This window comes from Candidatus Methylacidiphilales bacterium, assembly GCA_028713655.1.
Lineage (GTDB): Bacteria > Verrucomicrobiota > Verrucomicrobiia > Methylacidiphilales > JAAUTS01 > JAQTNW01.
In genome coordinates, this window is sequence record JAQTNW010000025.1 from 19,131 (window position 1) to 39,599 (window position 20,469).

Consider the following 20,469-nt stretch of genomic DNA (forward strand, 5'->3'; position numbering starts at 1 on the left):
CGATTCTTCGCGGTCTTCCTGTTTAATTTTTCTTTGTTAAAATTTCAACCTGACTTTGCCTTTGCCGGGCACAATTTCGCCGATGACGTAGGCCTCGGCTTTGCTGGTGATTTGGGACGCGTCCTTCGCTGAGACAATGGCCACCATGCCGATGCCCATGTTGAAAACCTGATACAGCTCCTCGCGATCCACTTCACCCTTTTCCTGTAAAAGTCCGAAAAGCGGGGATTGCGGCCAGGTACCGACCCGGATTGCCGCATCGACATTCCTGGGCAAAATCCGGGGAATGTTATCGATGAAGCCGCCGCCTGTAATGTGGGACAGGCCTTTGAATGTCACCGATTTTTCCAGTTTTTTCAACAGGGGCTGGTAATTGACGTGCGGCGCCAGCAGGGTTTGGCCCAGCGTGCGCTTGGTTCCCGGAACAAGATCCCCGACCGTCAACTGCAGCTTCCCAAACAAGATTTCGCGCGCCAGCGAAAACCCGTTGGTGTGCAGGCCCGACGAAGGAAAACCGACGAGCACATCGCCTGACTTGATGGTGGAACCATCTATCGCTTTTTTGCGTTCGACCACGCCCACGATCGTGCCGACGAGATCGTAGTCTTCGCCATGATACACACCGGGCATCTGCGCGGTTTCGCCGCCGATCAGCGCGCAGCCGGCTTCCTTGCACGCCTTGGCCAGGCCGGCGAGGACTTCGTTAAAAACCTTGGGGTCAAGTTTTCCTGTCCCGATGTAATCGAGAAAAAACAGCGGCTCGGCCCCCACCACCGCGATGTCGTTGACGCAATGGTTGACCAAGTCGATGCCGATTGTGTCATGTCGGCCCAGCATGGCGGCCACCTTCAGTTTGGTGCCGACGCCATCAATGCTGCTGACCAGCACCGGGTCTTTGAAGCCATTGAATCCGGCGCGGAACAAGCCGCCGAAGCCGCCGATTTTGCTGAGCACCTCGGGTCGATGGGTGGAGGCAATCCGGGCGCCGATGCCGGATTTGACTTTGTTCCCGAGGTCGATGTCCACGCCCGCGGCGGCGTAGGCTTTTTTGGATTTGGCTTGGCTCATGGAGGCAACGATTTAACAGCGAAGGGCACAAGAGAGGCAAAGAAAATCGTTGAAATCTGGCAAGAAACAGGAATAGCCGGGAATGGACAATGTGTATCTTATCCCACAGGCATAGCTGCATGGCACCTTGCGGGGGGGGGCAAAAGGGAAACGACGCTTAAGTCACCAAACCGATCCCTTATTTTTTACAGAATTGTGATAAAAATGCCATTCCTGCGTTAAATACACAGCCTTGAATTCTCATGAATAAAAACCTGAGGTTTCATGCTTAAGCCAAGTTTTGCCGCCAATCATCCATTCCCTCCGCTTTATTATCGACCTGACTCACGCATGTCCAACGAGTCCCAAACCATGGGACACGGCACACCGCCATGAACTATGAACTTTCAAAACATGTTCAAAAGGAAATGGAACGCCGTGGCATTCCAATGGCCACCCTGCAATCCGTTTTGGCCTCACCCAATCAAAAAGTACCTGAATACGGAAGCATAATGTGCTATCAATCCAAAGTGGACATTAACCAGAAGCCGTATTTGTTGCGGGTGATGGTGAATGAAACCGTGGCCCCGCCCAAAGTAGTGACAGTTTATCGAACAAGCAAAATCGGCAAGTACTGGAACACAGCAATATGAAAGTGACCTACGATCCTGAAGTGGATGTTTTGCGCATCCTTTTTCGTGATGCGCCAATAGAAGAGAGTAACGAGGACAAGCCAGGTGTGATCCTCGACTATGATAAGGAAGGCAACATTATCGGAATCGAAGTCCTCAATGCTTCACAGAGGATTGAAAATCCACGCAAGGTGGATTACGCTGTGACGGCATAACGTCGTCACGCAAGTAAAATGCTGTTGGTAAGGGGCTCATTTTTTGAAATCCGTTCTTGTGATATCTTCATTTAACTCTCCGGCGATTCCAACTGCAGTTTCGACTCTCCATCCCGTAGTTTGAGGATGGTTTTGTCAAAACGGTCCAGGTCGCGGCCGGCCTTTGTGTAGTCGTCCTGGGCCTGCTGGAGGCGCTGGCCGATCTTGCCGAAATCCTCCCTAAAATTCTGGAAATGGCGGTCCATGTCCTGGATGCCTTTGATCAGGGCCTTGGCGTTTTCCTGCATTTCATAGCCCCGGAACGCCAGGGCCACGGCATACAACGTTGCGGCCAGGGTGTTGGGCGAAACCACGCTGATTTTCACCTTCCGGCAATGTTCGATCAACTCGGGCTGCTTCAAAATTTCGTAATACAGGCTTTCGCTGGGTACAAAAAGGAAGGCCTGGTCGGCAGTGCCGAGATCCGGCCGCACATATTTTTTTGAAATGTCCGAGGCCATGGCCTTGAGCACGGCGCCCAGTTCCTTCCGCGCAATTTCCTGCGCGGCCTCGTCGCGCGCATCGTTGAGCAACGCGGCAATGCGGTCCTTTGGGAACTTGGCGTCGATGCAAAGCCGCAAGTCCTTGATGTGGATGGAAGCGTCGGGTTGCAGTCCCTCGGCAATGCGCGGCTGCCACTCGTAGGAGCCCTGCGGCAGAATGTCCTGGAGCAGTTTTTCCAGCGCCGTCTCTCCAAAGTTCCCCTGCAACTTGGGCGAGGCCAGGATGTGGTTCAGTTCGCTGACCTGCTGGCTGACCCTGAGCATTTGGTCGGCGCTCGATTTCATGTCGCCCAGGCTTTTCGACATATCCTTGAACGCGGAAAAGTTCTGCTCCAGGTTTTCCTGCAGGCGGCGTTCGACGTTCGCACGGATTTCCTGCAACCGCTCGCCGGTCTGGACCTGGAGCGACTCAAAACGCTTTTCCATTAGAATCGACTGATTTGTCAGGGAGTCGCCAATGCTCTTGCGCAGCAGCTCGGCGTTGGCGGTGTTGAAGTCGCGGAAGTCGGTTTTTTGGTCGCCCAGGCTTTTTTGGAGAAGTTCGCGGAGTTCCGAGACCTGGCGGCCCTGGTTTTCCCGCAGGCCGGGGCCGAGTCGGAACTGCAGGATCAACAGGGCAATCAGCCCGGCCAGGACCAAAACGAGAAGAGTAATCGCCGCGAATTCCATACATCAATCCTAGCCTGCTTATCTCACACGCGTCATGAGAATTCTCTCCTTTGATTTTTTGCTCGTACTGAAGCCATCCGGCCTCCAGAATTGCAGGTTCACGGAATCCCGCCATGTATTTGCTGAAAATTTCCCACTGCACAGTTTACGAATACTCCACTCCGGTCCAGCTTTTGACCCACAAGCTGTATGTCCGGCCTCGCGGCGGCCACGATATCCGCATTCAATCCTCACTGTTGGAAATTGCCCCTGCCGGACGGATCCGGTGGCAGCGCGATATCTACAGCAATAGCATGGCACTGGTGGATTTTCCGGAAAAGACAAGCCGGCTTTCCATTCTCAGCGAAGCGGTGGTGGAACATTATGAAACTGCCCCGCTGGATTTCCGGGTGGCGGACGAGGCGGCGATTTTTCCGTTTGCCTTTGATCCATCGGAACGGATCGATTTGATCCCGTATGAGATTCCCTGTTTTCCAAGCGACACAAGATTAATGCAGGAATGGGTGCAACAGTTTTGGAAGCAGGGCACCTTTCAGGAAACGTACGCATTGCTGGACCGGATGAACAAAAAGATCGTTTCGGATTTTCGCTATCAAATGCGGGAGGAACCGGGCGTGCAAAGCCCGGCCGAAACCATCCAAAAGCGGTCGGGTTCCTGCCGCGATTTTTCCACGCTCTTCATCGAGGCCTGCCGTTATCTCGGGCTGCCGGCGCGTTTTGTCAGCGGATATCTTCACTGTCCCGCACAGGTGCCTGGCTATGGCTCAACGCATGCGTGGTCGGAGGTCTATCTGCCGGGAGCGGGCTGGAAGGGGTTTGATTCCACCAGCGGCCAGGTGGTCGGGCAGGACCACATCGCCACCGCTGTCAGCCGCCGGCCGGAGGACATTCCTCCTGTTTCCGGAACGTTTTTGGGGCCGCAGAATGTGGCCTCCAATATGTCAGTCAAAGTTGATGTGGTGAGATTGGGAGAAAATTGATGAAACCAAATTTGTTGTTGATCGGCGGCCCGGGCGCCGGCAAGGGAACACAATCGGAACGGCTCAGCCAATGGCTGGGCGTGCCGCATCTATCCACGGGCGAAATCTTCCGTCAGCAGATAGCCCTGGGCACCGCGCTGGGAAAAGAGGCCGCCATCTACATCGACCGGGGGCGGTTGGTGCCTGACAACCTCGCGGATCTGGTGGCCGAGGAACGTTTGGCGCTCCCCGACGCGCAGGACGGTTATGTCCTGGATGGCTATCCGCGCTCGCTGCCGCAGGCGCTGGAGCTGGCGCGCGCCCTGAAACAACGCGGCCACAAGCTGGACGCGGCGATTTATCTCGATGTGCCGGATGAAGACATCATGACGCGCCTGTCGGGCCGCCTGACCTGCCGCTCCTGCGGGAAAACCTGCCATGCCCTTTTTTATCCACCCAGGCAGGCCGGAATTTGCGACGCCTGCGGCGGGGAGCTCTACCAACGTAATGACGATAATCCCGCCTCAATCAGCGCCCGCCTTAGGATCTTTCATGGAATCACGGGTCCCATGCTGGACTATTACCGGGGAAAAGGGCTGTTGATTTCAGTGGATGCCACCACCGGCATGGAAAAGGTCTCGGAACAGATCCGATTCTGCGTCCAGGGCTTGATGCAGCCTGTATCGGCAGTTCCAGTCCAACCGGTATAAAAGGAGTCAGAGAACACATTTCCATCCGCAGATCGTTCAGATTGGCGCAGATGAAAAGCCAGAGATTTAAAACCGGAATAGGTTTCGCCGCGAAAAACGCAAAATATTCTGAATTCTGCATTTTTATTCTCTGAGTTTCCGGCGCCTCTGTGCGTGGTGGTGCGTGGCAATTCAATCGATCCGTTACATCTTGCCGCAAGCCCGCTTCCATGATAAGATGGAACATGCCGTGAACACGCTTCTCGTCTATCCGGAGTTCCCCGACACCTTTTGGAGTTTCAAACATGCCCTGAAGTTCATCGGTAAACGGGCCGCCCTCCCCCCGCTGGGATTGCTCACCCTGGCGGCCATGCTGCCGCAGGCTTGGAAAAAACGCCTGGTGGATGCCAATGTACAGAGACTCCGGGACAGAGACCTGGCTTGGGCCGATCTTGTGTGTATCAGTGCGATGATCGCACAGCGGGAATCAGCCCAAGCGATCATCGCACGCTGCCGCGCCGCAGGTAAAAAAATCATCGCCGGCGGGCCCTTGTTCACCAGTGACCATGCGGCGTTTTCCGGCGTGGATCATTTCGTCCTCAATGAAGCGGAGGAAACCCTGCCGGAATTTTTAAGCAATTTCGAACGAGGCTGCGCCCGTCGAGTCTATGCCACCGACAAATTTGCCGATATGCGCCAAACCCCGGTTCCACTCTGGGAATTGGCGGACATGCGCCGTTATGGCTCAATGAACATCCAGTATTCGCGCGGCTGCCCGTTCGACTGCGAATTTTGCGACGTGACGGCAAAGTTCGGCCATCGGCCCCGCACCAAGCCGCCTGCACAAATCCTTGCGGAACTCGACAGCCTTTACGCTGCGGGCTGGCGCGGGTCCGTGTTTTTCGTGGATGACAACTTGATCGGCAACAAGCATGCATTGAAGGCCGAGCTTTTGCCCGCGCTGATTGCTTGGCAACACAAACGGCGCCACGGCCTTCCCTTCTACACCGAAGCCTCAATCAATCTTGCGGATGACGAGGAATTGATGCGATTGATGGCGGAAGCCGGATTCGACACGGTGTTCGTTGGCATCGAAACACCCGACTCCGCCAGCTTGAAGGAATGCAACAAGCGCCAGAACCAGGGGCGCGATCTCGTTGAGAGCGTGAAACGCATCCAGCGGGCGGGCTTGCAGGTCCAGGGCGGATTCATCGTGGGGTTCGATAGCGATCTGCCGAGCATTTTCCAACGCCAGGTGGCGTTCATTCAACAAAGCGGCATTGTAACCGCAATGGTCGGCCTCCTCAACGCCCTGCCCGGCACCAAGTTGTACGCGCGCATGCAGCGGGAGGACAGGCTGGTCTCCAAAACGACCGGCAACAACGCGGACGGCACGCTCAACTTCATTTCACGCATGCCGGTGCAACAGTTGGTGGAAGGCTATAAAAATATTCTGCGCGGCATCTACGCCCCGCGCCCCTACTATCAACGCATCCGCACCTTACTGAAAGAGTACCGCCGACCCAGGATTTCGGTTTCGTTTAGTTGGCGGCATTTGCTTGCTCTCGCCTACTCAAGCCTGAGGTTGGGCGTCATTGGCCGCGAACGGTTCCAATACTGGCGCCTTCTCACCTGGACCCTGTTTCACCGGCCCGCGCAAATGCAATTGGCCGTGACGCTCGCCATTTATGGACACCATTTCCGGAAATGCTGCGCCGCCATCGGCGTGTAATCGTTGTGTTTTAAGCTCGCACCCGGCGAATCCGTCCGGTGGCAGATTTTTAAGTCTTAAGTTTTAAGCCTCTTTTTGAATTTGTATTCTACTCATCCTGAACGACTTAACGATTCCTCATTAGATAGACCGAATCAAATTCCAACTTCGGGCGTTAAATACCATGAAACTATGAAAATCAAATCCCTTAAACCTCTTGTCACCGCGTCCGCGTGTTTGCTCGGGCTTTTTGTCCTGCAACCCGCCCAGGCGCACGATCATATCGGATTCAGCATCCAAATCGGCGGCCCACCGCCGCCCTGTCCCGTCATTGTCGAACGGCGGTGGGAAGGCCCTTCGCCCGATGCCGTTTGGGTGGAACCCCACTACGAATGGCTCAATGGCAGATGGGTCTGGTTTCGCGGCTATTACATGTACCCACCCCGGCGTGATTGCGAATGGGTTCCCGCGCATTATGAGTATTACCACCATTCCCACTTTTGGGTTGAGGGACACTGGAGAGATCGCTGAGAGCAACCAGGGCTTTGTAGTCGCGCAATATCATGCTTGATCCGTTAAGTGATATCCCAAAAGGACCGCTCCATTCGGTTTGACAGCCCGCAAGGCTGGCCTTTTTATTGTAAGCGAAGCCGGGTTATGGCAGGTTAAAATCATGAAAGGGTTTATTAATGAGGCTGCTACCCGGGCCGTAACCGATGGGGATATACTGGAATGCGCCTTGGAGCAGATGCACAAATACAAGCCCGAGCCCACTTTCTCAAAGACCGTAGTTGGGAGTCTGTCACCAACGTCAACCGGGCAATTTGTGAGAGAGGCAGGGCAGCAGCAGGCCCGAACCCTCAAAGCGATACGGCGGGCCTTACGACAAAGGGGGAAGCGTTGTGCTCCAAAAATCTGACGGTTGCCGCCAAGCAGGAACGCAAGTTTAGCTTACTGCTTCTCAGTCTGTGGTTTTGGACTGCCATATTTTCCGCCCATGCCAATGTAAAGGAACCCGACGCAGGAGATATTGGAAGCGCATTAGCCTACGCCAAGGATTCGGACTTTTTAACAGTCGAATACGTGGCAGTTAACAGCCCTACGGCTAAAGCTGGAATCAAAAAAGGTGATTGCGTTACGGCTATTAACGACATCTCGACACGAGGGATGTCTCTCAAGGAGGCCAGACATTCTATTGATGGGAACATCGGCGGAATGGTGAAGTTGACAGTTCGCCACGGTGCATCGAGAGATGAACAGGTTCCCATTGTACGACAATCCTTTCCCGATACCTATTTGCAAGCAGCAACGGAAGGCGATCCAAGAGCAGAATTCAGTCTGGGGCTCTTCTACCAATTCAGTCCAACTACGACACGCGACCTTCCCAAGGCAGTGGAATGGTATCGTAAAGCGGCAGATCAAGGCTACGACTGGGCTCAGACCAACCTTGCATACATGTACAAGCATGGTTTGGGTGCCCCGAAAGACCTCGAAGCCTCAGCAGCCTGGTATCTCAAGGCCGCAAAGCAGGAAGATGCCGTGGCTGAAACAAATCTGGCCTTGCTCTACTACCGCGGCGAAGGCGTCCACCAGAGTGATAAGGATGCATTCGACTGGTTTTATAGCGCCGCCCTACAGGGGGACTCAACGGCTGAGTACTATCTGGGCCTTCTTTACCGGGATGGTCGTAGCGTGGCTAAAAATGATCGGGAAGCTTTCATTTGGTACTACCGATCTGCGCAGCAGGATAATTTCAGCGCAGAATGGTGCCTGGCTTATATGTATGAAAAGGGGCGGGGCGTGACGCGAAATATTGAGGAAGCGCTAAAATGGTATCATAAGGCACAGATCGGCTTTCCTCAAGATAAACAGCTCAAGAAGGATGTAATCCGTATAAGCTTGAAAGCCTTTTTAGGAACACGCGATTTCACCACTCTGGATCTTTCGCTCATCATGTCGGTTTTCCAGCGAGAGATCTTGTGTGCCTTATTTTTATTGGTGGCAGTTTACATCGTTGGCGGCATCGTCCTATTCTATTTCAGTCTCAGGGTGTCTGACGCCGAACTGAAGCTCCCTCTGGCAATTGGGTGGGTTGTGTTTTATCTGGAAAGCCAAGGGGTCGCTTTATTTGCCGTCTTTATTCATGGGAAATTGCTCACTGCCGACACCCTGATTGCCGCGATGGCTATTTTCAGCGCTTTGCCTGTAATTGCCTCTTCTTGCGTACTCAATCGACGCCACATTTGGAAGGCATCACAGACTCCTTGGAAAACTCTTCTGCTTTATGGCACAGGTTCATGTTTAGCAGCCCTTATCATTGCTCTTGGATATGACAAAATCTATACTTTGATCACTCATTCGTCACTACCATCCCAGGCCACACTAGCCCTTTTCCTCAAGGCGAAACAGGTATCCGCCTGGCTGACCTATGCCAGTATCGCATTGGCCCTACCCGTTGCCGAAGAGGTTATCTTCCGCGGCTATCTCTTCGATGTCTTGAGAAAACATTTCTCGGGGAACATCGTTGTGCTTATCACCGCACTCGCTTTTTCCTTGGTGCATTTTCAATGGCTCTATTTCGTGCCCCTGTTCGGATTCGGCTTGGTACTGGGTTGGGTAAAACTGAAAACAAACTCCCTGCGCCTTCCAGTATTTCTACACGCAATCAACAACGCGCTTGTTCTGGCATTCGCCGGTTGAGCACGCCTCTTGATTGTTTGCGGTGTCTCTACATTCTTGTAGTATAGTGCAATAATAGCCTTGATTATGATAAATATTGCTGTATAAAGCAATTATGCAAACCACCCAGGAGCTTGGGGATTTAGTGGCCCGCCGACGGCACGAGCTCAAATTAAAGCAAAAGGACGTTGCGAATCGAGCCGGACTGACTCCCGGTCTGCTCTCCCGTTTGGAGCGCGGTCATCTGCCTGAGTTTGGCGTCCGCAAGTTGATGGCTCTTCTTGCTGTGTTAGGCCTGGAACTCCAGGCAACTGAAAGTGGAACGGCAGGCAATCTGGACGAGCTGCGCAAGGAGCATGGCGGAATATGAAACTTGCGGTCCATGTTCTGGGGCGGGAAGTTGGCATTTTGGAACCGGTTGGCCGTTTCAAGAGTGTTTTTACCTATCACGCCAATGCCAATCCCGATGACTTCCTCTCGCTGACCATGCCCGTGCGGACGGAGTCGTATCGTTGGGATGCGCCTCTGCATCCAATCTTTCAGATGAACCTGCCGGAAGGTTATCTGCTGCAAGTCCTGCAGGAAAAGTTTGGTCCCCAGATTGGCGCGGATCCCACGGCGCTTCTTTCGGTGATTGGACGCCATATGATAGGGCGATTGCAGGTGGCTGCGCCGGGAGCCAAACTGGATGAACCTCCACAAGCGTTGGAAGTGGCCGACTTGCTGCAGGGCGACAATTCGGAGCGAGCTTTCGCGGAGTTGGTCCGACAACATGCCACAAGCGGTGTATCCGGAGTGATTCCAAAATTCCTCGAAGGCCAGGATGAACCTTTCGGGATTGATGCTTTTAACAAGACCACGCTCTTTACGGGCCGGTATATTATTAAGGGCTCCTCCCGGAATCTGCCTTTTGCAGCTCTGAACGAACACCTCTGCATGCAAGTCGCGGCGAAGATTTTGCCTGCAACGAAAACACAAATCTCCGAAGACGGGAAAGCATTGGTGGTACATCGGTTCGATATCGATGACCTGGGTCATCCGAAGTATGGCATGGAGGATTTTTGTGTTCTACTCGGTCTGCCTTCATCGGCCAAATACGGCACCGCATGGGAAAGGATTGCGAAGGCCATACGCGACCACGTTCCGGGCGTCGGCCGGATCGACGCCTTTCGATATCTCGCGTTGACCTTGTTTTTGACGTATGCGTTACGCAATGCAGACTGCCACGCCAAGAATATCGCGTTGCTATACACCACCCGGGCCGATGTCCGGATGTCCCCGGTTTATGACATGCTCACCACAGTTGTTTATCCCGGCCATCAGGATTCCCCTCCCGGCATTTCTTTCTTGGGGAAGAAGACCTGGAAGCCGGGCAGGAATTTAAAAAACTTTATCACCGCGCAGTTTGGCGTTCCCCTGCGTGAGCAAAATCAAATGGTGGAGGCGGTGAGCGACGCGGTTTCCGACACGGTTCCACTGGTTCGTCAAGCCATCGAGAAGCACCCTGAATTCCGAAACCTCGGCAAACACATGCTGCTGGCTTGGGAAGAGGGTGTTACAGGCCTGCGGGACAAGCGCCTTTATTCCCTGGGAGCATGGAAATCAACAGAACCGCTCAAAGGAATTTCCGACCCACCCAAGCTAAAAAATCCAAAAAAGGTTATCGGTCGTTCGGAAGGTTTGGGACAGCGGTAAGCCCTGGACTGTGGATTTATCACTGCTTTCAAGGTTGCGCCACTTAGTCTTGCCATCCTTTTTAAGTACGGTGTAATACACTCCTGATTATTTAAAGTGATTTTGGGGGTATAGCTCAGTTGGTAGAGCGTCTCGTTCGCAATGAGAAGGTCAGGGGTTCGAATCCCCTTACCTCCATGAATCCTGAAAATCCCGGGCCTTTTTTAAATCACAAACTGTCCAAAATCGCCGTCACCGAGGCGCGCGCTCCGCAGATAACCGTGTCCGACGCGCCGTAGTAAATCGTGATTTGATCCCCATCGACAAGATGGCCGTTCGTGAAAACAACATTGCCGACAAAGCCCTTCTGCTCATATTCCGCGACGGGTTGCATGAACGGCTCTCGGCTGCGCGCAAGCACCCGCGACGGATCGTCCAAATCCAGGAGCAGCGCCGCAAGACAGTAGCGATGGACGGCAGTCGCGCCGTGATAAATTTCAAGCCAGCCTTTCGGCGTCTTGATTGGCGCGGCGCCCGCGCCGATGCGCGCGCTGTCCCATTCGCCGGGGCGCGTCATGGCAATACAGCGGTGGTCGCCCCAATGCAGCATGTCAGGCGAGCGGCTGACCCAGATGAAGTTCCCGCCGGGACCGCCTCCGCTCGGGCGATGCAGCGCATGGTAGAAACCCTTGATCTTCTCCGGGAAAAGCGCGCAATCCTTGTTATTCGGCGGGAAGATCACTCCATGCTTCGTAAAGTTCCGCCAATCCTTCGTCGAACTCATCCCAACGCAGATGCCAAATTCCGATACCGCCGTGTAGGTGAGCCAGTACGTCCCCTCGATAAACTCCACACGGCAATCCTCAATACCGAATGATTCATGGCTGCCCATGCCCGGCAAGGTGGGCCGCTCATCGACAGCAAAGTGTACCCCGTCGTCACTCCATGCCAGCCGCAGATGCGAGAGCGTGGTGAGATAACTGCGGTCCTTGTATTCGAACACGCGCGGATCGGCGGCTTTGAAATCCGGATCGTCCTTGCGAATCCGTAAAATTCGGATGCCACCCTCGCTTTCCGGATCCAGCAACGGCGTGCTCACCCAACCCTCCTCCTGTTTCGGGCGTTCGGCGACACGCAGCAGCAGACCAGTGCGGCCCTTGAAACGGAAGGCGCCGGGATTCAGCAGACATTCCACGACCATGTCCTCGCGGGAGGGCCGCACATCAACCGGGCTGAGAATCGGGTTTTCAGGAAAGCGTTCGACCAGTTCTTTCATGGAAGGAATTCGGTTGTGTTTGTAGATTCAGAAAACCTTGCAAGCGGCGAGTGCCGTGTCAAGGCGACAGACCCAAGGTATCCGCCTCTCATCCTGTCAAAACGTAAAACTTCATTCTATGCCCACCGGCTTGATTCCAGGCTCGCGTACTGCAAGGCAGTGGGTTAAACTATTTCCATGCTGGTTGATCCCATCAAATCAGCGGTTGAAACCTGGGCACAGGTCCCGCGCTACCGCGAGATTTTCAGCGTTCTGTACAAATACGGCTTTGCCGATTTTTTGCAGTTGGTCCACCTGCGTGCGCTTTCCGACCTCCTGAACCGCCGCCTGAGCAAGGCCGACCTGGCGCTGCAACACAAGCCGGCCCCCGTGCGCCTGCGCATGGCCCTGGAAGAACTGGGCCCCACCTTTGTCAAACTGGGGCAAATCCTCAGTTCCCGCCGCGATTTTATCGATGAGGAATTCCACAATGAACTCCACAAATTGCAGGAGCACGTCGCCCCTTTCCCGGGCGAGCAAGCCAAGGCCATTCTTGAGGCGGAATTGAAACAGGAACCCTCGAAGCTGTTTAAAAAATTCCAAACCCGGCCCATTGCCTCCGCCTCGGTCTCCCAGGTACACCGTGCAACGCTGCACACGGGGGAACTGGTCGCGGTTAAAATCCAGCGGCCGGACATCCTGAAAACCATCGAAATGGACCTGGCCATCCTGATGGAGATCGCCCGCTTTCTGGACAAGCATGTGGAAGTGATCGCTGTATTGAATCCCACGGGCATTGTGCGCGATTTTTCAAAGACCATGCTGCGCGAACTGGATTTTTTGAATGAGGCCTCCAACATGCGGCGCTTTCAAAAGCAATTCAGCGACAAGGAATCCATCCGGGTGCCGCGCGTTTATGATGAATTCACCACATCGCGCGTGCTGGTCATGGAATACCTGGAAGGGCTCCACATCGACCAGCCGGAAGCGCTTGTCGATGCCGGTGTGGATCCGGTGGCGCTTTCCGAAACGATTTCGGGGCTCATATTCGAGCAGGTCCTGGAGCTTGGCTTTTTCCATGCGGACCCGCATCCGGGCAACATGGCGGTCATGAAGGACGGAGTGGTGGCCCTGTACGACTACGGCATGATGGGCCAGCTCACACCGGCCTTTCGGGAGGACATCGCCGACCTGTTGATGGGTTTGACCGAGCGGGATGCCCGCATGATCATGTATGCCATCATCGGGATGTCGGAAGAAAGCTTTGTGGAAGATCCCATCCGGATGGAAGCGGACATTGAGGCGTTCAACGAGAATCATTTAAACAAGCCGCTGAAGGAAATCCAGGTCGGCTATGTGCTGAACCGGCTGCTGGATTTGCTGATGACCCATAAATTGCGCATGAAGCCCGCGTTTTATCTGGGCATCAAGGCACTCTCACAAATCGAGGCCATCGGCCTGGTCCTGAATCCCGACCTGAATTTCATCGAGTTGGGCCGTCCCCACGCGACGCGCTTGCTGATGGAGAAGCTGGACTTGCCGCGCCTCTGGAAAGGAGCCGGAAAAATTGTCCTCGAAACCATGCGCCTGCTTGAACATCTGCCGGGCGACCTGAAGGAGGTTTATTTCCGCATGCGCAGCGGGCGTTTCAGCCTGCCGGTGGAGCATAAAATCAATCCGGAAGGGTTTGAACCTCTTCGCAAGACGCTGGATCAAATTGCAAACCGCATGGCCGACGCGATTCTCAGCGCAGCGGTGCTGATTTGTTCCAGCGTGATTATTCTGTCGATGATCCCGCCGCTGATTCACGGGATCCCGCTGCTGGGAATCATCGGCCTGGGAGTGGGCGCGTTCATGACCCTGCGCCTGTTCCTGGCCATCTGGCGCCACGGCGGGTTTTAGCCACGCACTAAATTTTGCTCATCCCTTTTCGTGCCAGTCGGGCGCCTTCATGAATGGCGTCTGTCATGCGATCGCTGGCAAGATCGACAAAGGAAAGGGCTTTCTTTTTCAGAACTTTCCGGCCCTCTTCTGTTTCTTCCTCGCTTTTGAGGATTGCCTTTTTCAGCAGGGAAGCGGCCCTGTCGATCAACACCAGCGCCGGCTTGGAAATCGGCTCGTCGTGCTGGGTCCGCTTTTTTGCCCTTTTTACCTTGGGTTTGGAGATTTTTTTACGGGTACTTTTACGGCGGGTTGAATGTGTCTTCTTCATGGCAAAGCAATAACACAAAATCCGCCATTTTGCCAGAACAAGTACGCACTCAGGTGGGGGCTACCCGCGCCGGATGCCCTTTTCAAACAGCAGCGGCGGAAGTACGCAGGGCTTTATCACAATCGTTGAAAGCCTTTTCCAACGCTTCAAGCGGGTTGCCGGAGGGGATAAACTCATGCGAGATAAACCCGGTGTAGCCAGTCGCTGCTATCGCCTTGTAAATGGCGGGATAAAACAGCTCTTGTGTACTGTCAGGTTGTCCCCTGCCCGGATTTCCAGCCGTATGGTAATGCGCAAAGAAGGCATGGTTGGCCTGGATGCTGCGGATGATGTCGCCCTCCATGATCTGCATGTGATAGATGTCGTAGAGCAACTTGAACGCAGGCGACGCGACGCGCCGACAAAGCTCCACACCCCATGCCGTGTGGTCGCATTGATAATCCTTGTGATCGACTTTGCTGTTGAGCAGCTCCATAGCCAGCGTTACTCCGGCGTCGGCCGCGGCTGGAGCAACTTTCGCGATTGTTTCTGCACACTGCTCAAGCCCCGCCTCGTCACTTAGTCCGGCCCGGTTTCCGGAAAAACAGATCAGAATGGGAATTTTCCATTGGCCCGCTTTGGCGATATTGGCCCGAAGCTCCTTCTCGATCCGGCCGGCGTCTTCCCGCCGGTTTAGGCCCTGTTCAATGGTCCCGTGCCCATTTATGGCTGAAACCGACAACCCATGTCGCTTCACTGCCGGCCAAAGGGTTTCGTCGATAAGATCGATCCCTTGATAGCCGATTTTGGCCGCGCCTGACAGCAATGCATCCGGCTCGATACCGCGATTTTGAAAACACCACCAGGACAGGGATTGGGAAATCTTGCTCATTTCGCAGCTGCTTTTGATGTCCAATCGAACAAAATACCCATTGTCGAGGCGCGGTCCCGATTGACTGTAGTGTGCCCAACATGGGCAGGCCGCGTATCTAATGACATCCGGTGTCAAAGATTGACGTCACCGGCTGCCCGGTATCGTCCATCAAACCCAATGGGTGATTTATCATTTTATGCGTTCCAGAAGCAACGTCCGGCTGCGAATCGCACCGCCATGTCCTCCCGATGCCGTATCGCCGGGCAGGCCCAGTGTCATCAATTGATAACCGCTGTAACGGCCAAGTTCGGTCCCTTTTTCATCGATGACCGCATAAACTGACGCGGCATCCAACGCCCGGAGGCGCGCAGGTGTCCGAAACCGTCCCTGCGCAAGATTGATGACGGCAATCGAATAGACGGCCCGGCTGGCATCTGGAAGCACAATTTCCCAAATCGACACGCCGCCCTCCAGTCCAAGACTCAGGCGGTAAAGGTCGCCCTCTTGCACAACCGGCCGGATCTTTTTATAAAACTCAATTTTACGTTTGTAGGCATCCAGTTCCTCCGCGGAAAGACGGTTGAGGGCAGATCCGATTCCCAACGCTCCGCGCATGGCGACATCAAACCTCAGGTCGAGCGACGCAATGCGTTTGGTCAGCGGGTTTTCTTCATTGGTGACCCAGCACTCCATGGCGCGCGGTGGATAGGCAAGGCTGAAACCATCTTCGATGATCACACGATCATGCGCGTCGCTGTTATCGCTGGCCCAGACCTGGTCGGCGCGGCCAAACATCCCGATGTCCACGCGTCCACCGCCTGCCGAACAGCTTTGGATACTGAGTTTGGGATGCGCGCCGCGCAGTCGGTCGAAGAGGGAGTAAACGGCCGCGACGTGCTTTTGCCAGATGGCTTTGCCAACGACGGAACCCGGCTCGCTGGCGTAACGATTCATGTCCCACTTGAAAAAATCAACGTCATGGTCCCGAACCAGTGCGTCAAGGACGCCAAACATGTGCTCCACCACCTCGGACCTGCCAAAATCAAGGATAAGCTGGTGGCGGCCCTCCGTGCGTGGGCGTCCTGGAAAATGCAGGATCCAGTCGGGATGGGCGCGGTAAAGATCCGAGTCCGGATTAACCATCTCGGGTTCGACCCATAGTCCGAACTTCATGCCCAGGCGTCTGATCTCCTGGGTCAAAGGTTTCAAACCGCCCGGAAAAATTTCCTCGCTCACCACCCAGTCGCCAAGACCTGCGCGGTCGTTTCTGCGGCTGCCGAACCAACCGTCGTCGATGCAGAAAAGCTCAACTCCGATGGAAGCCGCGAGTCGCACCAACTCCATTTGTTTTTCGAGATTGATGTCGAAATATGTGGCATCCCAACTGTTGTAGAGGACGGGCCGCAGTGCGGCACTGTCCGGCAACACATATTCGCGGATAAACCGGTGCAGTCGGCGGCTCGCGCCTCCCCGGCCATCACCGGCACAACCGTGGACCATCGCGGGCGTACGGTGCTTTCCGCCTGGAGCCAGCGAAATTGAAAAGTCGGACAATTCATAGCCACCATGCACCCGCACCGTGTTGCTCGGAAGCACCTCAAATCGCAAGCACCAATTTCCGCTGTAGGCAAGCGCACCAAACCAGACATCACCGGCGGACTCCGTCACGCCACCGCGCTCGTTCAAAAGGAAAAAGGGATTGCCGGCGTGTCCGGTGTTGAGCCCTTGCTGGTCGATGAGCAGTTTTCCCTGTTCGAGATTCTGCCGCACCGCGGTGAATTCACGGTTCCAGCAGCCCGTGGGCCGCGTCACTTCATACTCACCGTTGGGCAGGTTCAGCGTTCCAAACGCCAGGGATTCGATGGCAACTTCCATGGATGTGGCGTTCTCCAATTCAATCCAGCGCTCAATGATATCGTGCTCGGGTGTGATGCGGTAAAACAAGGTGGCCCGGAAATCGTACGCAATGTCTTTAAGCTTTACGCAAAGGGTTTCCCGCGGCTGGGTTTTCCGTGTCGGAACTCCGTGGACAGGCGCCAGGCCGGGGTTTTCATCCGTCCGAATTTCATGCGACACATAACGCAACCGCACATCGCGCACAGGCAGATTCGGAGACTCATGGGTTGCGGGCTTGGCGGCGGGCTGCGGGAAAGATGCTTTCAGGGCCACGTCGTGATAGCTGATATCGCCAAACGTGGGCAGCTCGTAGCGGCGCACCTGGGAATCCAATCCGTAACTGGTTTCCGCATAATCGTCAAGTCGGCCCAGTACCGGCTCCACATTCTCATTTTCAGGGAGGGAACCCGAACCCGTGTGGACAATCTGGCCGTTATCCAGGATGCGAAAGGCATAATAAGAAGCGCGCATTTGGATCTGAAACAGGCGCTGTTCGGCGTCAAAGCGAATGGTGTTCATAAGGCGTAAATTGAAAATCGTGCCCAAGAAATGGGTTTATTCAATATGATATTTTTTACAGGCACGGGTGTTGGTGCGAGCAATGCCATCACATCCATCGTGTAAGCCATTCAGGCCGGGCCTTAATGCCGCTTTTTTCCGGTCCTCTTTACAGCCATCAACCCATTCAATGTGACATGGAAGGTGGTACAGCATCCGGCGCACTGCCCCACGACTTGTTTGGCCGTGGACCCATTTCAAAGACGAGAGAACCGCCGGGAATCAGGTCACTGTGGTTGAACCACGGCTTATCAAGCGGTGCTTTGTTCAGCTTGGCGGATTGAATATATTTATTCACCGGCGAAACATTCCTGGCAGTAATCGTAAACACCGCACCATCGTCACGTGTGATTTTCACTTCTTCAAAAGACGGACTTCCGATCACATAGGTCGGTGAGCCGGGGCACACGGGATAAAAGCCCATGGCACTTAGGACATAATACGAGGACATTGCCCCATAGTCTTCGTCTCCAGGTATGCCTTCCGGACCGTCGTTAAACCAAAGACGCAGAGTTTCCCTGATTCTGCGCTGGGTTTTCCAAGGCTGGCCCGCGTAACAATACAAATACGGAATATGGAACGCCGGCTCGTTGCCTTGAGCATACTGGCCTATCAGGCCGGTCATGTCCGGGAAATTATACAAGAAGTGGTGTTTGGCCATGTTGTTGCCGTACTGTTCAACATAAAGCGCATCGAGGCGTGCAATAAACTTGTCACGGCCACCCATCAGGTTGATAAGCCCGGCGAAGTCATGCTGAACGTGGAAGGTATAGGTCCAGGAATTGCTCTCTGTGAAATAGTCCCTGCCTCCCGGACCACTGCTCCATAGAGGATCGAAATCGGGTGCCCAATTTCCGTCCGCTGTCTTGGGCGCCATAAAGCCAATACGGCTGTCAAAAACATTTTTGTAATTGTACGCCCGCTTCATGAAGTATTCGTAATCGTCCTGTTTGTTCAGTGCCCTGGCCATCTGCGCGCAACACCAATCGTCGTAGGCGGCCTCCAGAGTGACCGAAACCGCCTGGCGGGATTCAAAGGGGTGTACACTCTTTTCCGTCTCTCTTTCACCACGCATCCAGACGGTTTGCATTTTCGGTCCTGATGGATCCAGGATAAATTCATTTGTTTCCCTTTTCGGTTTGCCAAGGGCCGGAAAGAAGCCTTTCTCGCGATATATCGAGTCGAGCTTCGTGGCCGGGCCGTTGCGATATGGCAAAAGCGTGGCCTCCATGGCGTTCTTCCTCATGCCTTCGTAGGCCTTTTCCACATCAAAATTGCGGTAACCCTTAAAGAAGGTGTCGGCGATAAGTGCATCCGCATGGTATCCGATCATTGCCCTATGTTCGCTTGTAATATCCGGAACCGAGGGCATCCAACCGCTCTGTTCATACATCCGCACATACGACTGAACCATATCTTCCTGACGATGCGGCTCGAGCAGAAGCTGCAACGGGTGCGCGGTGCGATAAGTGTCCCACAGTGAGTCAATGGTATAATAGGGATGGTTACCAGCCTCATGTACCTTTTCGTCAAAGCCGACATACTGGCCGTTTTCGGTGAAGTTAACCATGCACAGCTTGGAGTGATACAGCGCGGTATAAAAAATAGTGCGCTCCCTTTCAGTACCGCCTTTGATGACGATCTGGGTGAGCGCCTTATTCCAGACATCCCGCGCCCTGTTCCGCGCTGTCGCAAAGTCCCAGTCGGGCATTTCGCTTTTGAGATTGATGCGGGCTTGCTCCGCGCTGAGGCGGGAAATGCCTATCCGCACTCCGGCCCATTCCCCGCCACTTGTTGTTAGTGTCATGGCTGCGGCCGTTTTGCCCGAAATCACGATGCTGCTGTCCATTGCTGCAATGGGCGCGGAACACTCCGCCACCCAGTACAGATGGTTGGGACCTTCACCCTGCAGGGAAGCCGGGCCTGTTCTATTGAAACCTTTGCTGCCTTTCCCTTCCCACCAAAGCAGGTGTGCGGGCTGCTTTTCGGGAAAATGGAAGCGATAGAAAACGGCGTGATCGCTGACCGTATATTCCACCTGAATATCATACTTTTCCAGAAGGACGGAATAAAAATAGGGTGTCGCTGTCTCAAGGTCATGGTCAAAATCTGAGGCAATGTTTTCCAGGACGGTATCCACGGCGCCGGTTGTGGGCATAAACACTGCGGCGCCGGCGGGAAAACCGAATATTTTATCCGACAGGTAGCGGTCCACAACCTTCGGCCTCGTCCGCGGAACAATGCTCATCATGCCGTGAGGCATCTGAACATCGGGCCCTATCGCCTGAAGGAGCCGGGCAACGCCACCAATGTTAGTGTTGACATAGTCCACCGCGTCCTTGTCCTTGCCTTCGCTTGTCAGGGCATGGGCCATCAAAAACAGCAGCAGGGGAAGCACGCGCATTTTAGAAAGGGGTTCAGGCGTCATTTCTTGATGGATTTCCTGACGGTCAGGCTGCTTCCAACCGATCCGGCATAGAAGACAAGCAACTTGACAGGTGTTTTTCCGGTATTCCGCCCGTTGTGCAGCGTGTTGACAACTTCCGCCAGCGCCTCGCCTGCCTTCAAGTGCTTCACGCGGCCGTCTTTCAGGGTGACGTCGAGTTCCCCTTCCATGATACAGCCGAAGCATGGAACAGGATGCAGATGCCAGCCGGTCTCGCCGCCCGGGGCGATCTCGATCATCACGCCGGTGATTTCGGCCTGGCCTTTTGGATACACGATGGGCTGCCCGTCCCAACTCGTGGTGGTTTTCAACAGAGGCGTAATTTTGGCTGCCGGGCTGTCCTGGGCCGGGGCTTCAACCTGCAAAAAAGAGAGGAACAGCAAACTCAATAAGAGAAATGTGGGTTTTATGGGCATGGCTTACGTTTATACG

At 54.5% G+C, this 20,469-nt stretch carries 18 protein-coding genes and 1 tRNA gene; 11 read left to right on the forward strand and 8 right to left on the reverse strand.

Annotated elements, in window-relative coordinates; genetic code table 11:
• Nucleotides 1-36: 36 nt before the first annotated feature.
• Nucleotides 37-1,068: a phosphoribosylformylglycinamidine cyclo-ligase gene (gene purM, locus PHD76_09380; GenBank protein MDD5262045.1), complete on the reverse strand. Its 1,032-nt coding sequence runs from the start codon at nt 1,066-1,068 to the stop codon at nt 37-39.
• A 371-nt stretch (nt 1,069-1,439) separates the two neighbouring features.
• Between purM and PHD76_09385 the strand changes: the two genes are divergently transcribed.
• Nucleotides 1,440-1,700 carry a DUF4258 domain-containing protein gene (locus PHD76_09385; protein ID MDD5262046.1) on the forward strand — a complete coding sequence of 87 codons (261 nt, stop codon included), beginning with the start codon at nt 1,440-1,442 and terminating at the stop codon, nt 1,698-1,700.
• Nucleotides 1,697-1,894 carry a DUF2283 domain-containing protein gene (locus tag PHD76_09390; GenBank protein MDD5262047.1) on the forward strand — a complete coding sequence of 66 codons (198 nt, stop codon included), beginning with the start codon at nt 1,697-1,699 and terminating at the stop codon, nt 1,892-1,894. Before PHD76_09385 ends, PHD76_09390 begins: the two co-directional genes overlap by 4 nt.
• Before the next feature lie 71 nt (nt 1,895-1,965).
• Here the strand turns inward: PHD76_09390 and PHD76_09395 are convergent, their stop codons facing one another.
• The gene (locus PHD76_09395) at nt 1,966-3,105 is read right to left on the reverse strand and encodes a DNA recombination protein RmuC (protein MDD5262048.1); all 1,140 of its coding nucleotides are present in this window, start codon (nt 3,103-3,105) and stop codon (nt 1,966-1,968) included.
• A 113-nt stretch (nt 3,106-3,218) separates the two neighbouring features.
• On the opposite strand from PHD76_09395, the gene PHD76_09400 reads away from it, so the two are divergent.
• From PHD76_09400 to PHD76_09435, 8 genes are all read left to right on the forward strand, one after another.
• Nucleotides 3,219-4,085 carry a transglutaminase family protein gene (locus PHD76_09400; GenBank protein MDD5262049.1) on the forward strand — a complete coding sequence of 289 codons (867 nt, stop codon included), beginning with the start codon at nt 3,219-3,221 and terminating at the stop codon, nt 4,083-4,085.
• Nucleotides 4,085-4,774, forward strand: coding sequence for an adenylate kinase (locus tag PHD76_09405; protein ID MDD5262050.1), 690 nt, complete (start codon nt 4,085-4,087; stop codon nt 4,772-4,774). The genes PHD76_09400 and PHD76_09405 overlap by 1 nt, the downstream gene beginning before the upstream one ends.
• Before the next feature lie 229 nt (nt 4,775-5,003).
• On the forward strand, nt 5,004-6,485 hold the full coding sequence (locus tag PHD76_09410) for a DUF4070 domain-containing protein (protein MDD5262051.1): 1,482 nt from the start codon (nt 5,004-5,006) through the stop codon (nt 6,483-6,485).
• A 171-nt stretch (nt 6,486-6,656) separates the two neighbouring features.
• The gene (locus PHD76_09415) at nt 6,657-6,995 is read left to right on the forward strand and encodes a hypothetical protein (GenBank protein ID MDD5262052.1); all 339 of its coding nucleotides are present in this window, start codon (nt 6,657-6,659) and stop codon (nt 6,993-6,995) included.
• A 201-nt stretch (nt 6,996-7,196) separates the two neighbouring features.
• On the forward strand, nt 7,197-9,164 hold the full coding sequence (locus tag PHD76_09420; GenBank protein MDD5262053.1) for a CPBP family glutamic-type intramembrane protease: 1,968 nt from the start codon (nt 7,197-7,199) through the stop codon (nt 9,162-9,164).
• A gap of 94 nt (nt 9,165-9,258) precedes the next feature.
• Nucleotides 9,259-9,513, forward strand: a complete 255-nt coding sequence (locus PHD76_09425) for a helix-turn-helix domain-containing protein (GenBank protein ID MDD5262054.1) — start codon at nt 9,259-9,261, stop codon at nt 9,511-9,513.
• Nucleotides 9,510-10,838: a type II toxin-antitoxin system HipA family toxin gene (locus PHD76_09430; protein MDD5262055.1), complete on the forward strand. Its 1,329-nt coding sequence runs from the start codon at nt 9,510-9,512 to the stop codon at nt 10,836-10,838. The genes PHD76_09425 and PHD76_09430 overlap by 4 nt, the downstream gene beginning before the upstream one ends.
• A 104-nt stretch (nt 10,839-10,942) precedes the next feature.
• A tRNA-Ala gene (locus PHD76_09435) sits at nt 10,943-11,015 on the forward strand.
• Between the two features lie 31 nt (nt 11,016-11,046).
• Here PHD76_09435 and PHD76_09440 read toward each other — a convergent pair.
• A complete protein-coding gene (locus PHD76_09440) occupies nt 11,047-12,093 on the reverse strand; it encodes a glycoside hydrolase family 130 protein (protein ID MDD5262056.1) in 1,047 nt (348 codons plus the stop codon).
• 177 nt (nt 12,094-12,270) lie between these two features.
• Here PHD76_09440 and PHD76_09445 point away from each other — a divergent pair, with 177 nt between their 5' ends.
• The gene (locus tag PHD76_09445) at nt 12,271-13,974 is read left to right on the forward strand and encodes an AarF/UbiB family protein (GenBank protein ID MDD5262057.1); all 1,704 of its coding nucleotides are present in this window, start codon (nt 12,271-12,273) and stop codon (nt 13,972-13,974) included.
• A gap of 7 nt (nt 13,975-13,981) precedes the next feature.
• Here PHD76_09445 and PHD76_09450 read toward each other — a convergent pair whose 3' ends face one another.
• The 5 genes from PHD76_09450 to PHD76_09470 form a co-directional block, all read right to left on the reverse strand.
• Complete coding sequence (locus PHD76_09450) at nt 13,982-14,284, reverse strand: hypothetical protein (GenBank protein MDD5262058.1); 303 nt, start codon at nt 14,282-14,284, stop codon at nt 13,982-13,984.
• An 82-nt stretch (nt 14,285-14,366) separates the two neighbouring features.
• Nucleotides 14,367-15,155 (reverse strand): TIM barrel protein, encoded by a 789-nt coding sequence (locus PHD76_09455; protein MDD5262059.1) that lies wholly within the window; start codon nt 15,153-15,155, stop codon nt 14,367-14,369.
• Nucleotides 15,156-15,326: 171 nt separating this feature from the next.
• On the reverse strand, nt 15,327-17,552 hold the full coding sequence (locus tag PHD76_09460) for an alpha-galactosidase (GenBank protein MDD5262060.1): 2,226 nt from the start codon (nt 17,550-17,552) through the stop codon (nt 15,327-15,329).
• Nucleotides 17,553-17,718: 166 nt separating this feature from the next.
• Nucleotides 17,719-19,923, reverse strand: coding sequence for a GH92 family glycosyl hydrolase (locus PHD76_09465; protein ID MDD5262061.1), 2,205 nt, complete (start codon nt 19,921-19,923; stop codon nt 17,719-17,721).
• Nucleotides 19,924-20,015: 92 nt separating this feature from the next.
• The gene (locus tag PHD76_09470) at nt 20,016-20,453 is read right to left on the reverse strand and encodes a cupin domain-containing protein (protein ID MDD5262062.1); all 438 of its coding nucleotides are present in this window, start codon (nt 20,451-20,453) and stop codon (nt 20,016-20,018) included.
• Between the last annotated feature and the right edge of the window lie 16 nt (nt 20,454-20,469).

Bases quoted from the DNA above. Each gene is read 5' to 3' on its own strand.
- purM (MDD5262045.1), bottom strand. From the start codon at position 1,068: ATGAGCCAAGCCAAATCCAAAAAAGCCTACGCCGCCGCGGGCGTGGAC.
- PHD76_09460 (MDD5262060.1), bottom strand. From the start codon at position 17,552: ATGAACACCATTCGCTTTGACGCCGAACAGCGCCTGTTTCAGATCCAA.
- PHD76_09450 (MDD5262058.1), bottom strand. From the start codon at position 14,284: ATGAAGAAGACACATTCAACCCGCCGTAAAAGTACCCGTAAAAAAATC.
- PHD76_09470 (MDD5262062.1), bottom strand. From the start codon at position 20,453: ATGCCCATAAAACCCACATTTCTCTTATTGAGTTTGCTGTTCCTCTCT.
- PHD76_09455 (MDD5262059.1), bottom strand. From the start codon at position 15,155: ATGAGCAAGATTTCCCAATCCCTGTCCTGGTGGTGTTTTCAAAATCGC.
- PHD76_09430 (MDD5262055.1), top strand. From the start codon at position 9,510: ATGAAACTTGCGGTCCATGTTCTGGGGCGGGAAGTTGGCATTTTGGAA.
- PHD76_09395 (MDD5262048.1), bottom strand. From the start codon at position 3,105: ATGGAATTCGCGGCGATTACTCTTCTCGTTTTGGTCCTGGCCGGGCTG.
- PHD76_09425 (MDD5262054.1), top strand. From the start codon at position 9,259: ATGCAAACCACCCAGGAGCTTGGGGATTTAGTGGCCCGCCGACGGCAC.
- PHD76_09420 (MDD5262053.1), top strand. From the start codon at position 7,197: ATGCGCCTTGGAGCAGATGCACAAATACAAGCCCGAGCCCACTTTCTC.
- PHD76_09385 (MDD5262046.1), top strand. From the start codon at position 1,440: ATGAACTATGAACTTTCAAAACATGTTCAAAAGGAAATGGAACGCCGT.
- PHD76_09390 (MDD5262047.1), top strand. From the start codon at position 1,697: ATGAAAGTGACCTACGATCCTGAAGTGGATGTTTTGCGCATCCTTTTT.
- PHD76_09415 (MDD5262052.1), top strand. From the start codon at position 6,657: ATGAAAATCAAATCCCTTAAACCTCTTGTCACCGCGTCCGCGTGTTTG.
- PHD76_09440 (MDD5262056.1), bottom strand. From the start codon at position 12,093: ATGAAAGAACTGGTCGAACGCTTTCCTGAAAACCCGATTCTCAGCCCG.
- PHD76_09400 (MDD5262049.1), top strand. From the start codon at position 3,219: ATGTATTTGCTGAAAATTTCCCACTGCACAGTTTACGAATACTCCACT.
- PHD76_09405 (MDD5262050.1), top strand. From the start codon at position 4,085: ATGAAACCAAATTTGTTGTTGATCGGCGGCCCGGGCGCCGGCAAGGGA.
- PHD76_09445 (MDD5262057.1), top strand. From the start codon at position 12,271: ATGCTGGTTGATCCCATCAAATCAGCGGTTGAAACCTGGGCACAGGTC.